At 52.1% G+C, this 13,606-nt stretch carries 14 protein-coding genes and 2 tRNA genes; 6 read left to right on the top strand and 10 right to left on the bottom strand.

Features of this window, described 5'->3' with window-relative positions:
* Positions 1-199 precede the first annotated feature (199 nt).
* Positions 200-1,222, top strand: a complete 1,023-nt coding sequence (locus B5D23_RS05085; protein ID WP_078684337.1) for a DUF2939 domain-containing protein — start codon at positions 200-202, stop codon at positions 1,220-1,222.
* A 169-nt stretch (positions 1,223-1,391) separates the two neighbouring features.
* Here the strand turns inward: B5D23_RS05085 and B5D23_RS05080 are convergent.
* From B5D23_RS05080 to B5D23_RS15010, 3 genes are all read right to left on the bottom strand, one after another.
* A tRNA-Pro gene (locus B5D23_RS05080) sits at positions 1,392-1,468 on the bottom strand.
* A 64-nt stretch (positions 1,469-1,532) separates the two neighbouring features.
* Entirely contained in the window at positions 1,533-2,540 is a 1,008-nt protein-coding gene (gene amrS, locus B5D23_RS05075) for an AmmeMemoRadiSam system radical SAM enzyme (RefSeq protein ID WP_078684336.1), read from the bottom strand.
* A 27-nt stretch (positions 2,541-2,567) separates the two neighbouring features.
* Positions 2,568-2,723, bottom strand: a complete 156-nt coding sequence (locus B5D23_RS15010; RefSeq protein ID WP_159445917.1) for a hypothetical protein — start codon at positions 2,721-2,723, stop codon at positions 2,568-2,570.
* Positions 2,724-2,992: 269 nt separating this feature from the next.
* Here B5D23_RS15010 and purM point away from each other — a divergent pair, with 269 nt between their 5' ends.
* Complete coding sequence (gene purM, locus B5D23_RS05070) at positions 2,993-4,054, top strand: phosphoribosylformylglycinamidine cyclo-ligase (protein ID WP_078684335.1); 1,062 nt, start codon at positions 2,993-2,995, stop codon at positions 4,052-4,054.
* A 22-nt stretch (positions 4,055-4,076) separates the two neighbouring features.
* Positions 4,077-4,153: transfer RNA gene (locus B5D23_RS05065), tRNA-Trp, on the top strand.
* A 179-nt stretch (positions 4,154-4,332) separates the two neighbouring features.
* On the opposite strand, the gene B5D23_RS05060 is transcribed toward B5D23_RS05065, so the two are convergent.
* The 4 genes from B5D23_RS05060 to rplM all read right to left on the bottom strand — a co-directional run bounded on the left by B5D23_RS05060 (position 4,333) and on the right by rplM (position 8,402).
* Positions 4,333-5,484 (bottom strand): iron-containing alcohol dehydrogenase, encoded by a 1,152-nt coding sequence (locus B5D23_RS05060; protein ID WP_078684334.1) that lies wholly within the window; start codon positions 5,482-5,484, stop codon positions 4,333-4,335.
* Between the two features lie 692 nt (positions 5,485-6,176).
* Positions 6,177-7,442 (bottom strand): radical SAM family protein, encoded by a 1,266-nt coding sequence (locus B5D23_RS05055; RefSeq protein ID WP_078684333.1) that lies wholly within the window; start codon positions 7,440-7,442, stop codon positions 6,177-6,179.
* Between the two features lie 108 nt (positions 7,443-7,550).
* The gene (gene rpsI, locus B5D23_RS05050) at positions 7,551-7,946 is read right to left on the bottom strand and encodes a 30S ribosomal protein S9 (RefSeq protein WP_078684332.1); all 396 of its coding nucleotides are present in this window, start codon (positions 7,944-7,946) and stop codon (positions 7,551-7,553) included.
* A gap of 27 nt (positions 7,947-7,973) precedes the next feature.
* Positions 7,974-8,402, bottom strand: a complete 429-nt coding sequence (gene rplM / locus B5D23_RS05045; protein WP_078684331.1) for a 50S ribosomal protein L13 — start codon at positions 8,400-8,402, stop codon at positions 7,974-7,976.
* A gap of 241 nt (positions 8,403-8,643) precedes the next feature.
* Between rplM and B5D23_RS05040 the strand changes: the two genes are divergently transcribed.
* A complete protein-coding gene (locus B5D23_RS05040) occupies positions 8,644-9,888 on the top strand; it encodes an HD domain-containing protein (RefSeq protein ID WP_078684330.1) in 1,245 nt (414 codons plus the stop codon).
* Between the two features lie 64 nt (positions 9,889-9,952).
* On the opposite strand, the gene B5D23_RS05035 is transcribed toward B5D23_RS05040, so the two are convergent.
* From B5D23_RS05035 to B5D23_RS05025, 3 genes are read right to left on the bottom strand one after another with little or no spacing between them, the layout of a single operon-like run.
* Positions 9,953-10,744, bottom strand: coding sequence for a substrate-binding periplasmic protein (locus B5D23_RS05035; protein WP_078684329.1), 792 nt, complete (start codon positions 10,742-10,744; stop codon positions 9,953-9,955).
* Between the two features lie 21 nt (positions 10,745-10,765).
* Entirely contained in the window at positions 10,766-11,182 is a 417-nt protein-coding gene (locus B5D23_RS05030; RefSeq protein WP_078684328.1) for a MarR family winged helix-turn-helix transcriptional regulator, read from the bottom strand.
* 17 nt (positions 11,183-11,199) lie between these two features.
* Complete coding sequence (locus tag B5D23_RS05025; protein ID WP_078684327.1) at positions 11,200-11,940, bottom strand: urease accessory protein UreH domain-containing protein; 741 nt, start codon at positions 11,938-11,940, stop codon at positions 11,200-11,202.
* A gap of 104 nt (positions 11,941-12,044) precedes the next feature.
* On the opposite strand from B5D23_RS05025, the gene thiM reads away from it, so the two are divergent.
* The gene (thiM, locus tag B5D23_RS05020; protein WP_078684626.1) at positions 12,045-12,875 is read left to right on the top strand and encodes a hydroxyethylthiazole kinase; all 831 of its coding nucleotides are present in this window, start codon (positions 12,045-12,047) and stop codon (positions 12,873-12,875) included.
* The gene (gene thiE, locus B5D23_RS05015; RefSeq protein ID WP_078684326.1) at positions 12,875-13,531 is read left to right on the top strand and encodes a thiamine phosphate synthase; all 657 of its coding nucleotides are present in this window, start codon (positions 12,875-12,877) and stop codon (positions 13,529-13,531) included. The genes thiM and thiE overlap by 1 nt, the downstream gene beginning before the upstream one ends.
* The last annotated feature ends 75 nt before the right edge of the window (positions 13,532-13,606 follow it).

The following is a 13,606-nucleotide window of genomic DNA, read 5'->3' as shown; positions in this document are numbered from 1 at the left end:
GGGAGAAGGAAGCAATTGACTAGGCTATAAAAAATCAATGAAGAGCTTGCCGAGTTACTGCGTATATCGTATCTGCTTATCGTTTTTTACTGTTTTTGAAGGCACTTCTTGTATCGAGGGATGGCGATTTGAGGTGCACAAAAGCGTTTCTATGGCGCAAAGTATTCACGGTGAGAGGGGAGAGGGAAGGACTGGAAGGATGAACAAAAAATTTTTGATCGTGGGGCTTGTGTGCCTTTTGGGCGCATCTGTCGGCTTTTGGTACTGGGTGAATAGCCCGACGTATTCTTTGTTGCAGGCAAGAAAAGCCATGACTCAGCACGACCTGAAATCATTTCGGAAGTATGTCGACATCGAAGGGCTTCTGGATAAGGGCGTCGACGATATCTTAGAGCAGAGCGTGGAAGAAGCCAAAGCGAAAAATACGGACAATAATCCTCTGGAACGCATTGGCAATGAGTTTGGCGCAACGCTTATCATGATGATGAAGCCACGGCTTGTGCAAGGCTGGACTCAAGCCCTTGAGCAGGCCATAGAAAAGCAGGGAGATCCCTCAGGGAAGGGGAAAAAGGGATCTGCTGCCAATGATTTTTTGAAGCTTGGAGAGAAAATTACGTCTTTTCCTTCTGTAGAGCGGCAGGGAGACGTAAGTTATGCGACGCTCGTTGTCCCTCCGACGGATAAGACAAGCAGTTTCGACCTGCGGCTTTTGCTTCGGAAAAAGGAAGGATACTGGCAGGTTGCAGAGGTGGATAATCTCAAGGAAATTTTGAGCATTATTGAAAGGGATAATGAGCTGCAACGCCAAAAGCTGAATAAAGAGATCAGCGCCCGGAATGAAAAAGTGCGCGAAAAGATTGCACACTATGTGACCACCAAAGAGGCATGGGCAAAGAAGATTCCGGATAGTGAAACGGGAAAGCTGACCCAGATTCAATTCACGACGCATGTCATACTGAAAAATCATGAAGCAAAGTCTGTGCATTTGTCGATTGTTGTGGACTGCGGAGAAGGCCAGCGCGTTGGTCCGTTTCTTTTTGGGGGAGAAGTGAGCAAGACCAAAACAGATCTTATGGGTCGCTGGACGCATGAACTGAATCCGTTCAGCCTGAGGGACAATGCGATTTTTGTTTCTAAGAAAAAGAAGTTTGATACTCAGGTTGAGGTGAGAAAAGTCGTGTTGCGTGATGGAACTGTGCTGGAGTGCGAGCCTCTGAGATAAGCAGTCAAATGTCGTGTGGGAGCTGAGCAGGGTTTCTGCGGCTTCCACACGGTAGCTCAGATTTTTGCCCAAACATGAAAAAAGAGATGCCCTCTGTTTTGGAGGGCATTTTTTGTGCGCGAGGCAAAAAAAAGGCTTACAGAAAACTGTAAGCCTTTTTGCGGTCATATGGTCGGGGCGGAGAGATTTGAACTCCCGGCATCCTGCTCCCAAAGCAGGCGCGCTACCAGGCTGCGCCACGCCCCGTGTGAAGAGGTGTTTACAGAAAAGCATTACCCAATGCAAGCAAATAGTTTGGCTCAGAGCATTTTTATGCAAAAACTCCTGCCACAGCCGCGCCGCATCCCGGACAGACAGCACCGGGGATATGCTTGCCAAGCGTGTAGCCACGCCGCTCAATGAGCATTTCTCCGCAGTTTGGACAAAATGTGCTTTCGCTCATGTGTCCCGCAATATTTCCTGCGTAAACAAACTGGAGTCCTGCATTTTTTCCAATTTCGACGGCCTGCTCAATGCGTGATGTGGGCGTCGGTCCCCGGTCAGACATCTGATAGTCTGGATGGAAGCGCGACACATGCCACGGCGTTTCGACCCCAAGGCTTTCCGCAATGAAGTGGGCAATGTCGCCCAGTTCTTCTGGGCTGTCGTTGAGGTCTGGAATAACAAGAGTCGTCACCTCAAGCCACCAGCCAAATGCCTTGATGCGCTTGAGGTTTTGCAAAACGGGTTTGAGCCGGGCCTCACAGTGCTGCTCGTAGGTGTCTTCGGCAAAGGCCTTGAGGTCTATGTTGGCTGCATCCATGAGCGGGCCAAGCCTGTGCAGACACTGGGGGCTTTGGAAGCCGTTTGAGACCATGATGTTTTTGAGTCCGGCCTCATGCGCGAGCTTTGCCGTGTCTTCCATGAGTTCAAAGAAAATCGTTGGTTCGGAATAGGTGTAGGAAATGCTGTCGCAGCCCTCGGAAAGGGCCATCTGAACGATTTTTTCGGGGCGAATGCATTGCCCCTGAGGAGAGCTGCCCTGACGCGGGAGCTGGGAGAGTGGCGCGTTTTGGCACCATGAACAGGCAAAATTGCAGCCCATTGCCGCAAAAGACATTGTCTTGGTGCCCGGCAAGAAGTGAAAGAGTGGTTTTTTTTCGACGGGGTCAGAGTGAATGGCCGCTACTGTGTCCGCGAGAGTGAACAGTGTGCCATCACGGTTGATGCGTACGCCGCAGCGTCCGCGACCGCCGGGATCAATGTGGCAAAAATGAGAACAGAGCTGGCAGAGAACGGTCTGATTGTCGCTTGTGGTCCACAGGGATGCCTGCCGCATGGCCCCTCCTTTAGTTTTTGCGATCTGTTATTTACCCTTCTTTTTGATTCTGCTTTTATTTGGAGAAATAGAAATGTCTGGCTCAATGACCAGAGGCATTGAATAGTTCTGCTGTGGTTCGTTGTCTGTTTCGCGAGCTTTGGAGCGGACAACACGGTCACCCGTGCGCGGATCTTGTCCCATGATGATGCCCTCATCGCTGTTTTCTGTGCCGAAGGACTGGTCCTCGCGATGTTGTGCCGTATCAGGGGTAGAACCACTTTGGGCTGGTGTAGGTCCAGAAAAAGTGAGAAAAAGACAAAAAACTACTGCTGTTGTGACTATCGTAGCCCTATAAAAAAGGGATATACTCTGTATCATGTAAAATCTCCCTTGAATTTCGGCTGTGAAATTCTTATAAGTCGACTCCCGACCCAAACGGCAAGCCGTTTTCACCGCAAGGAGCACATTCCATGACAGACAGGGCAAAGGCCTATACCGACGCAGGCGTCAACATCAACGCCGGCAATGAGTTCGTTTCCCGGATCAAGTCTATGGTCAGCTCGACCTTTACCGGTGGAGTTGTGACTGACATTGGTGGGTTCGGCGGTCTTTTCAAGCTGGACTCTTCAAACATGGAAGAGCCGGTTCTCGTCGCCTCAACTGATGGCGTTGGAACCAAACTGAATCTTGCCTTCCAGTATAACAGGCATGATACAATTGGTATCGACCTTGTGGCAATGAGTGTCAATGACATTCTGGTGCAGGGTGCGAAACCGCTTTTCTTCCTTGACTATTTTGCAACGGGCAAGCTCGACGTCGACACCGCAGAAAATGTTCTTTCTGGTGTTGTTGATGGCTGCAAGCAGGGCCAGTGCGCTTTGCTTGGCGGCGAGACTGCTGAGATGCCAGATTTCTACAAGCCCGGTGAGTATGACCTGTCCGGCTTCTGTGTTGGTGTTGTTGATAATGCCAACATTGTTGACGGTTCGTCCATTCGCCCCGGCGACAAGATTATCGGTCTTGCTTCTTCTGGTGTCCACTCCAATGGCTATTCACTGGTGCGCAAGCTTGTGAACAAGGCTGGACTCAAAGGAGATGATCCTTTCCCGGGTACTGACCGTACCGCGGCGGAAGTCCTGCTGGAGCCAACCCGTATCTATGTGGAGACTGTCCGCAATATCATCCGCGATATTGACGTAAAGGGCATGTGCCATGTGACTGGTGGCGGCTTCTATGACAACATTCCAAGAATCCTGCCTCGCGGCGTTGTGGCAGACATCAACTTTGGAAGCTGGGATATCCTTCCGGTATTTTTCTGGCTCAAAGAACAGGGTGAACTCAGCTGGCCTGAAATGCTGCAGATTTTTAACTGCGGCATAGGCTACATCCTGATCGTTTCCGAAGATGTTGCCGAAGACGTGATGAACCGTGCCCAGGGCATGGGAGAGAAAGCTTGGATGATTGGTGAAATAAAAAATCAAAAAGAGCTTGACAAAGAACAGGTTATTGTGGATTTTGCCCAAGCGCGGTGAGGGAAAACTCATCACGTAGCGCAGGCCAGTAGCTCTAACGGCTAGAGCGCCGGTCTCCAAAACCGGATGCTGTAGGTTCGAATCCTACCTGGCCTGCCACATTGACCGTAAGGCCCCCACTTTTGTGGGGGCTTTTTTTGTGGGCAAAGACCAAGAGAGCAGGACCTGACTGGTTCTGCTTTTTTTATGGCCTTGCTCGGCGCTGGCTGGAGTCTGGGGAAGAAAAAGGGCAGCCGTGGAAGGGACTGCCCTTTGTTGAGGTGGGATGCTGTATGCTTTTAGAGGGCGAGCTTGAGAATCTCTCGGGCGTCTTCAGGGCCGAGTTTCTCGTGTTCGCCCATGTGGGTCATCTTGTGCTTGGCGAGGTACTGCACCACTTCGTCAATGTGGCTCTCGTTGAGCTGAACATCAGACAGGTGGGTCGGTACGCCCATGCTTTTAAAGAATTCAATGGTTTTGGCGATTGTGGCGTCGATGCGTTCATCTTTACTGCCAGAAGTGATGCCAAAGACGCGTTCGCCAAACTGGGCAATTTTGTCCCCTTTGTCCTTGCGGCAGTACTGGAGCAGGGCCGGGAAGACAATTGTTAGGCTGCGGCCATGATCGATGCCATAAATGCCGGTGATTTCGTGACCAATCCAGTGTGTGGACCAGTCCTGCGGAACGCCAGTGGCAAGGAGGCCGTTGAGTGCCCATGATGCTGCCAGCATGATGTTGTTGCGAACGTCCATGTCCTCTGGGTGGGCGAGCGCCTTGGGGCCTTCTTCGACGAGCGTTGAGAGCACGCCCTCGGAGAAACGGTCCTGTACTTTTCCACCAACCGGGTAGGTCATGTACTGCTCCATGACGTGAACAAAGGCATCGACAACGCCATTAGCAACCTGACGGGGTGAGAGGCTGAGGCTGACTTTGGGGTCCATGATGGCGAATTTGGGGCGAACGAGAGGGGAGGCGAGGCAGAGTTTGTCTTTGCCGCGCGAGATAACGGCGAGCACGTTGGTTTCGGAACCCGTTGCCGGAATAGTCAGGACAACGCCAATGGGGAGCGTTTCTGAAATAGGGGCCTGATCGGTGAGGATGTCCCACGGATCACCGCCTTTCCATTTGGCAGCAGCAGAGATGAATTTGGTGCCGTCAATGACGGAGCCACCACCGACCGCGAGAAGGTAGTCAAAGCCTTCGGCCTTAATCTTGGCGACGGCTTCCATGAGAATATCGTACTGCGGATTGGACTTGATGCCGTGGAATTCATCCCAGTTGTGATTTTTGAGAGCGTCTTTGACCTGGTCGTAGACGCCATTTTTTTTGATGGAGCCGCCGCCATAGGTGACGAGGACTTTTTTATCGAGAGGGATTTCATTCGCAAGGTTTTTAATCTGGCCTTCACCGAAAAACATGCGCGTTGGACTTTCAAAAGTGAAAGGATTCATTGTTCCTCCGATAGAGAATTATGGCCTGTTTTGAATAAACGCGTGCGCTTGGCTTGCCTCTGCATTGGTGACCTTTGGGAATGCAGCGATGCGGAAAACCACGTGGTTTCGTATTCTGGGTTTTGAGACGGGACAGGGGACCCAGAAAAAGGCCTACAGGGGGCTTTTGTGTTACAAAACCAGAGAGTGCGTTTTGTCATGTACAGGTCTGGGCTGAGGTCACCAGAAGTACCGTTCGAGAAAAACAGGAAACGGTTGAGTGGGTGTTGCGCTCTTGGGGACACAAGGGCGCTCCAGATGCACATGCCGCATGCGGGACGACGCGGACAGGTGCATGACCATACACCAGAAGAGAAAATGCGTTGTAAAACAGAGGGAAAGCTGTGCCAGCAGAGAGGTTGCATAAGGCACTCATACAGGGATGTATACTGTGTTAAAAGTTTTTTTACATAGTGTAAAAAATTTTTACACATAAAATCTCTGTTAAACACTGCATATTCGCTTTTGAATATCTATAGGGCTACTGATAGATTGTGTCAATGCAAGAGAGAAAGAAAGGTTATTCTTCTGAAATAAAGAAAAGTATATTGCTTGTATAAAAATACAAAAGGCAAAATTCTTATTCTTCAAGTTGCTTGAACATAAAAAAAGAGCAGTTCCAAAAGAACTGCTCTTTTTTGTGGCGCGTGTCGCTATTTTTCAAGGAACGGATTGAAGTATCCGAAGTTGACCCACGGCGCGGCCTTTTTCAGTCGGCGCTTGAAGTTCTTAAAGCCCATTGAAGGACCGGGAACGTAGGGAGCTGCAAGGTTCAGGTACAGCTCTGGGTCAAGGTTCAGGTTGCGCAACTGGATGAAGTCGACTTTGAGGTCGGTCACAAAGTCCTGAAGCATGCCCAGTTCGCTTTCGGTGTCGCTGACACCGGGGAAGAAAAAGTAGTTCAGGGAAACAAAGATGCCGTTCTTTTTGGCTTCTCGGATTGTGTCCTTGACGTTTTCCAGACCCTCATAGCCCTTGGGGCGATAATAGGCCTTGTACAGCGACGGGTTGGCGCTGTTCATGGAAACGCGAATGGAGTCCAGCCCTGCCTTGGCCAGAGGCTCAATGGTCTCGGTGCGGCTGGCATTGGTGTTGATGTTGACCGTACCTGTGCCGCCTGCATCACGGAACATCTGGATGGACTGGGTCAGCAGCTTGGCTTCTGTCAGCGGCTCGCCTTCACATCCCTGTCCAAACGAATAGACCGGGCGCTTTTTCTCGCGCTTGTTGTGCAGGGCCATGATTTCCGTCACTTCATGCGGTGTGGGGCGGAAGGTGATGCGGTTCTGTGGAGACTCAAAGCCAGAGTCTTCGGGCTGGTAAGAAATACAGCCAATGCAGCGGGCATTGCAGGTCTGGGAGGTCGGAAGCGGTGCTTCATAGCGTCCCAGAGCGAGATTTTTTGCTGCCGGGCAACAGAAGGTCAGGGCGCAGCGGGCAAGGTGGCCGAGCAGGCGGTTGTCTGGGTACGTTCGCAGAAGTTTCTGCGCGCCAGACTCAATGCGGGAATTGGGGATGTGGTCAAAGACCTGTCTGCGGTCTTCGTCAACTTTTTTGGCAGCAACCCAGAATTTGCCATTGGCGTAGCCGACTGCGGCAAAGGCGGCCAGCGAAAGCATGGGCGCGTCTTCGTCCGTGTCATAAGCGGCAATGCCTGTGACGGTGTAGCCTGGGCATACAAAGGCTGCTACAGCATTTTCTTCGAGTTCGATAGCCTCGCCAGTTTCTTCATCAAAGCCAACGGCCCGGCGTCCCGGCAAAAGGAACAGGTCACTTCCCGGAGGCAGTGGTGTCAGATCGTCTGGACGGGGCTGAGCGAACTCGTCGCCACGTCGGGTGAGCATGGACAGGCCGGGATGGTCGTAAATTTTGCCGTCTTTGTCTGCATACAGCAGGCTTGGCCGAATCTTTGGAGGCATGGCAGAAGGACCTCTATTCTATAGTAAAATACTGCGGAAATATGGAAAAAGGGCGAACCCGCCTGAAAGCGAATTCGCCCTTTGGACATTCGAAGCGCGAAAACTGGTTTAACGCTTGGAGAACTGGAAGCTGGCACGAGCGCCGCGCTTACCGTACTTCTTACGTTCCTTGACGCGAGCGTCACGGGTAACCAGGCCAGCCTTCTTGAGGCCGCCGCGGAGTTCAGGATCAAACTCCATCAGAGCGCGAGTGATGCCGTGGCGAATAGCCTGGGCCTGACCGGCCTGGCCGCCACCGTTCACGCGGACTTTGATGTCGAATTTGCCGATGTTCTTCGTCAGGTTAAGAGGCTGACGAATGATCATCTGCAGGGTAGCACGGGGGAAGAACTCATCGTAAGGACGTCCGTTAACGATGATCTGACCGGTGCCATTGTCGTAAAGACGGGTGCGGGCCACAGAGGTTTTTCTGCGACCGGTTCCGTAAAAGAAATCTTGACTCATAATGCTTATCTCCCTCGCTGTACCGAACTAGAAGTCCAGGGGCTTGGGCTGCTGAGCCGTGTGGGGGTGCTCAGGCCCTGCGTATACCTTAAGCTTCGCCAGCAACTGTGTGCTCAGGCGATTCTTCGGCAGCATGCCACGGACAGCCTTGATGATGACATCTTCAGGCTTCTTCTCGAGCATAACCTTAAGGCTAGCTTCGCGGATGCCTCCGGGGTAGCCGGTGTGGTGGTAGTACATCTTCTGGTCCAGCTTGTTGCCAGTAACCTTGATCTTCTCTGCGTTGATAACAACGACAAAGTCACCACAATCAACGTGGGGTGCAAACTCGGCCTTGTGCTTACCGCGCAGGCGCGTAGCAATCTCAGTAGCCAGTCGGCCCAGAATCTTGTCTTCGGCATCAACCACGAACCACTCGTGGGTGATTTCCTCAGGCTTGGGGCTGTATGTTTTCATTGTAAATTCTCTCCTCGTCCAATCGGAACGAAGTGCCGTGAGTACTTATCTGACACTCTCGGGGTTGAAGATCCCTGAGAGCGCGACGAAATTATAACGGGGACGGACAAAGTAACCGAAACTTTTCCGTTTGGGAAGCCCTGAACGCTGGCTTTTTGAAAAATTCTTTAAGCCGCTGCTTGCACTCCGGTTTTGGCACGTATACCGTAGACCAGAATTTATAAAACTTTCTGGAGACAAAATGTCAAGCATTAGAAAAGGGCTTTTGCAGTTCATTTTTTCCGGTGCATACATGAAACGCTGGAATGACAAACTCCGTCCAATAGATTTGTGTGAGCTTGATAAACAGGGCCACAAAATGATGGTTGCATGGGCCTTGTATGTTCTGAACTCGCGGGGAATGTCTCCAGAAGAACGCCGGAAGCTCGGACTCGATATTATCGAGGGTGGCCTGATGGAGTATTTTTACCGTCTGGTCATTACTGACATAAAGCCGCCCGTTTTTTATCGCATCAAGGAAAACCCGGCGCATTACCGCCAGCTCACGGAATGGGTTTTGCGACAACTTGCCCCTCGATTGCAACCTGTCGGACCAGAATTCTGGGGCAGGCTCGAAGAACGGCTTCTTGCCCCACGTCCAGACAGTCTGGCAACCCAGATTCTGGATGCCTCGCATCAGTATGCCTCAAGCTGGGAGTTTGGTCTCATAAAAAACCTCGGCGTCTGGGATGACGAAAAGCAGCAGATCGACGAGAAGTTTCAGGATGATCTTGAGCAGTACAGAGAACTGCTCGGTATTCCTGATTTGCTGGAAGGTGCAGAAAGCACTCTGGGGCACTTTGCCTATTTGTGTGGGCAGCTCCGGTTCCAGACGCGCTGGTCACAGACTCCCCGCATTCCAGAGACGTCTGTCTTGGGCCATCTCTTTACCGTTGCTGCTTATTCCTATTTTTGCAGCATCGTCGTGGACGCAAGTGAGGCCCAGCGGGTCAACAACTTTTTTTCTGCGCTCTTCCATGACCTGCCAGAGGTGCTGACCAGAGACATCATTTCGCCGGTCAAGCAGTCTGTAGAACCTCTTGGTGGTTTGATTCGTGAATACGAGGACAGTGAGCTTGAACGCCGTGTCTTGTGTCGGCTCCGGGATGGCGGGTATCCTGACATTGCCGAGCGCCTGAGCTATTTCCTTGGCTCCGAGGTTGGCTCTGAGTTTGTCCCCACGGCTCGTCGGGATGACATTGTTCGTCAGGTGTCCCGAAAGGAACTCAATGAGAAGTACACTGAGGATGAGAACGACCCCAAGGATGGAGCGCTGATTAAGGTCTGCGACAACCTTGCGGCCTTTGTGGAAGCCTACACAGCTGTGAATAACGGTATATCATCCAGTCAGCTTCAGCAGGCCCTTTGGCGCATCAAGCAGGTGTATGAGAACACCGCGCTTTCAGAGAATCTGCACATTGGCGCGCTGTTGGCTGATTTTGATTAGCTCAGTTTTTATCGCGTAAAAAAGAAAGCCACGGCCCAGATGGACCGTGGCTTTTTGCGTCTTTTTAGAATCCCATATGATACCTGCTTCGGATACTTTTCATACTTCCATCCTGAAGCATACTGATAAGCGCCTGACTTAGCTGGGTCTGCAACTCCTTTCGATTCGGAGATTTTTTGGACAGCCCAATATACATTGGCCGGTACTCATCAAAGGCAATCGGGGTTCGCGATATGTGCCGACTCAGGTCCTGATGCTGCGACAGCCAGTAGCCTCCTGCGCACTCTGACGCGGCAACGGCATGAACATTGTGACTCATGAGTCGGTAAAAGGCATCGCTCAGGGTACGGAATCGTTTTTTGGCGATGCTTCTGTCGGAATAGAACGGCTCAAAGTAGGTCTTGCCCCGTACAATACCAACATAATGCCAGCGCAGTTTTTCATAGCGCGGGTAGTTCCCCACGGAGTTCCGCAGTGAATAGATCACAAAGCGGCGGCCTGTGAGGTAGGCCGGGGTAATTGTTTCGCACGTGCGCAGGATCTTGTCTCCCTCTCGCACGTTGACGGTCAGGTCTGCGTTTCCCTGTGCAAGCAGGCGCTGTTTTTCTCGGGCTGGAGCCTCCAGAAAATTCAATGTAATGTCTGCCCGGGATGCAGCTTCTTTCAGAATGTCGATGGAAACGCCTGCTGGAGTTCCCTTTTGGGTCATGGCCCACGGTTCGTTGCGGGTATACACAACCGTGGCTAATGTGCTGGCTGATGCCAGAGGACAGAAAAGCAGGACAATAAGGACGGTTGCCCACAATGCCTTTCTGCACACTGTGTCTTGTGGTCCTTGGAGTTCAGGTGCAGACATGACTACTCGAATACGTCAGGTTTAGATACGTGCGCTCATGCGCTCTAGAAGTTCACACAGGCTTGCAAGTTCTGTTTCGGAAAAATCTTGCGTCAGTTCCGAGGTCAGAAGCATATGAAGACGGTGATGTTCCTCAAAGGCTTCCCGGCCACGGTCGGTGAGGGCCACAACGATTGAACGGCGGTCTGTCTCGTGAGGAAGGCGTTCGACGTATTTTTTGTCTTCCAGCCTGTCTACAAGAACAGTGAGTGTCCCGGTCGTGACGCCCATCTTGGCTGCCAGCTCTTTCATTCGCAGGCGGCCATGCGTTCCCAGTATTTCAATGGTGTGCATTTGGGGAAGCGTCAAAGAGCTGTTTCGAACAACTCCGTGCTCCCATGACGAGAATTTTTCGAAAAACTCCGTCAGAACATTGGTGAATTTTTCCAGATTTTTCATAGCGGTGCTCGTTATGGTCAATGACCAGAGACCAGCGCAAAAGCTCCGACCAAGATGATGAAAAGTCCAACCAGCCGCATGACAAGAGGCTCAAGCCACGGTTTATTGAGCGAGGATGCCCAGTGTGCTGCCCGCTGAAGCCCATACACGACAAGGCTTACACTGAGCGCTGTTCCAATTGCGTAGCTCAGGAAAACAGTGCTGCTCAGTGCCGGGGAGTGTGACTGAAGAGCGTAGGAAAACATGATGGCGGCTGTGGGACAGGGGACAAGCATGTTGATAAATCCAAAGGAAAACATGCCCCATGCGCTGGCCCTGTCCGCAATGCTGTGACTGTGGGTGTGCCCACCATGGCCGTGTTCTTCGTGCGCAGTCTCGTGGTGATGCTGCGCATCGTGTTCGTGGTGGTGACCATGAGAGCAGGAATGCTCGTGGTCATGACTGTGCAGTAAGTTGGGGCGGATGACAAGGGTCAGGCCAAGAATGATAAGCAGAATATTGATTCCCTGCTCAATCGCTGTTGCAAATCCTGCAGGGATAAACGTAGAAATTTGTCCGAGTGTGAGGCCCAGAAGCAGACATGCGAGTGCTGTGCCCAAAAGAAAGCTTGCAGTAATTTTTCGTAAACGTGACCCTTTGCCCTGCGGATTGATGAAGGGCGTCAGCACGAGCCAGGAATGCCCGCAGGGGTTAACGCCGTGGAGCAGACCAATTGCAAAGCTGCTTTGAATCGAAACCCAGAAGACAGAAGAAAGCATAGTGAAACTCCTTTTGTTTGAAACTCAAAATGTCTTACTCCTGTTTTATTTGAGTATCAAACAAAAATTTATAAAATATGGATCAGACTGAGAAAGGTACTGTCATGACTGAAAAAAGTTCTGTTTGGAATGCTGTTTCTGCGCTCAGAAAAGCGCAACCTCTTGTCCTCAACATCACGAATTTTGTTGTTATGAACAACACCGCCAACGCGCTCCTCGCTCTTGGTGCGTCTCCTCTTATGGCGCACGCTCCAGAGGAGCTGGATGAGATGCTGACCATTTCACAGGCGCTCGTTCTCAATATTGGAACGCTGAGCGCTCCGTGGATTGAGAGTATGAAAAAAGCTGGAGAAATTGCCAGCACGAAAAAGGTCCCTGTTGTGCTGGACCCCGTTGGAGCTGGTGCTTCCCGCTTACGTACCCAGACGTCGCTTGATCTCATTGAATGTGCCTCTCCCGCCGTGATACGAGGCAATGGTTCGGAGATAATGGCCCTTGCTGCGGCCCTTGGCATTGAGGCTCCGCAGGGTGCAGACACACAGACAAAAGGTGTGGACTCGCAGCTTGCCGCTCTTGAGGTCAAAGAGCTTGCCAGGGGGCTGGCTCGCAAAGCGCAGGCCGTTGTCTGTGTCAGTGGTCCAGAGGACTACGTGACAGACGGAGATCGTGGCGTACGCGTCATTGGTGGCAGTTCTCTTATGCCTCGCGTTACAGGTCTCGGCTGCACTGCGACCAGCCTTGTCGGTGCGATGCTTGCTGTTGTGGAGTCTCCGTTTGACGCTGCGGTCCACGCCATGCATGTCATGAGCACTGCCGGAGCTATGGCCGCTTCACGCGCCGCTGGTCCCGGAACGCTTCAGCTTCATTTTTATGATGCCCTGTATTCTCTTGATGAGGATGATTTGCTCGGCTGTGTGCAGGTGGAGGAAGACTAATGTCTCGGGAATGTGATCTGCGGGTTTATCTTGTCACTGACCCCCGTCTATGCGCTGCTCGTGGAATTTTGGAGACTGTTCAGCAGGCCGTTGCGGGTGGTTCCCGTCTTATTCAGCTTCGGGAGAAGCAGACCAGCACGCGTGAGTTTGTCGAGCTTTCCCGTGCCGTCATGGCCGCTCTTCGGGGCACCGGTGCCAAGTGCATCATTAACGACCGGGTTGATGTTGCCCTTGCCTGCAAGGCTGACGGTGTGCACGTTGGGCAGTCAGACATGCATCCTTCCGACGCTCGTGCGCTCCTTGGCAGCAACGCGATTCTCGGTCTCTCTGTCGAGACCCTTGAGCAGGCTCGTGAGGCAGAAGCTTTTGATGTCGATTATTACGGCGTCAGTCCTGTCTTTTCCACGCCAACAAAGCTCGATACCGCTCCCCCGTGGGGACTCGGTGGGCTTCGCAATCTCCGCGCCAGCACGTCGCGTCCCCTCGTCGCCATTGGTGGCGTTACTGCTGCCAACGCCGCAGAGCTTATTCAGGCTGGCGCTGACGGTGTCGCCGTCGTCTCCGCTATTTGCTCCGCGTCTGATCCGCGTCTCGCGACGAAGCAATTATTAGGCGCTGTGGAAGATTGGGGGCGCCGCCCCCAAACCCCCGCGTAAGGGAATGATTCCCTTACGTATCCTCATCGAGTTTGAATTCCCTCCACGCTTCGCGTGAATGAAATTCAAACTTGT

Origin of the sequence: Desulfobaculum bizertense DSM 18034 (assembly GCF_900167065.1) — a bacterium.
GTDB classification, from domain to species: Bacteria; Desulfobacterota; Desulfovibrionia; order Desulfovibrionales; family Desulfovibrionaceae; genus Desulfobaculum; species Desulfobaculum bizertense.
The sequence above is the reverse complement of the archived record's forward strand: the minus strand, read 5'-3'. Positions and strand labels throughout refer to the sequence as shown.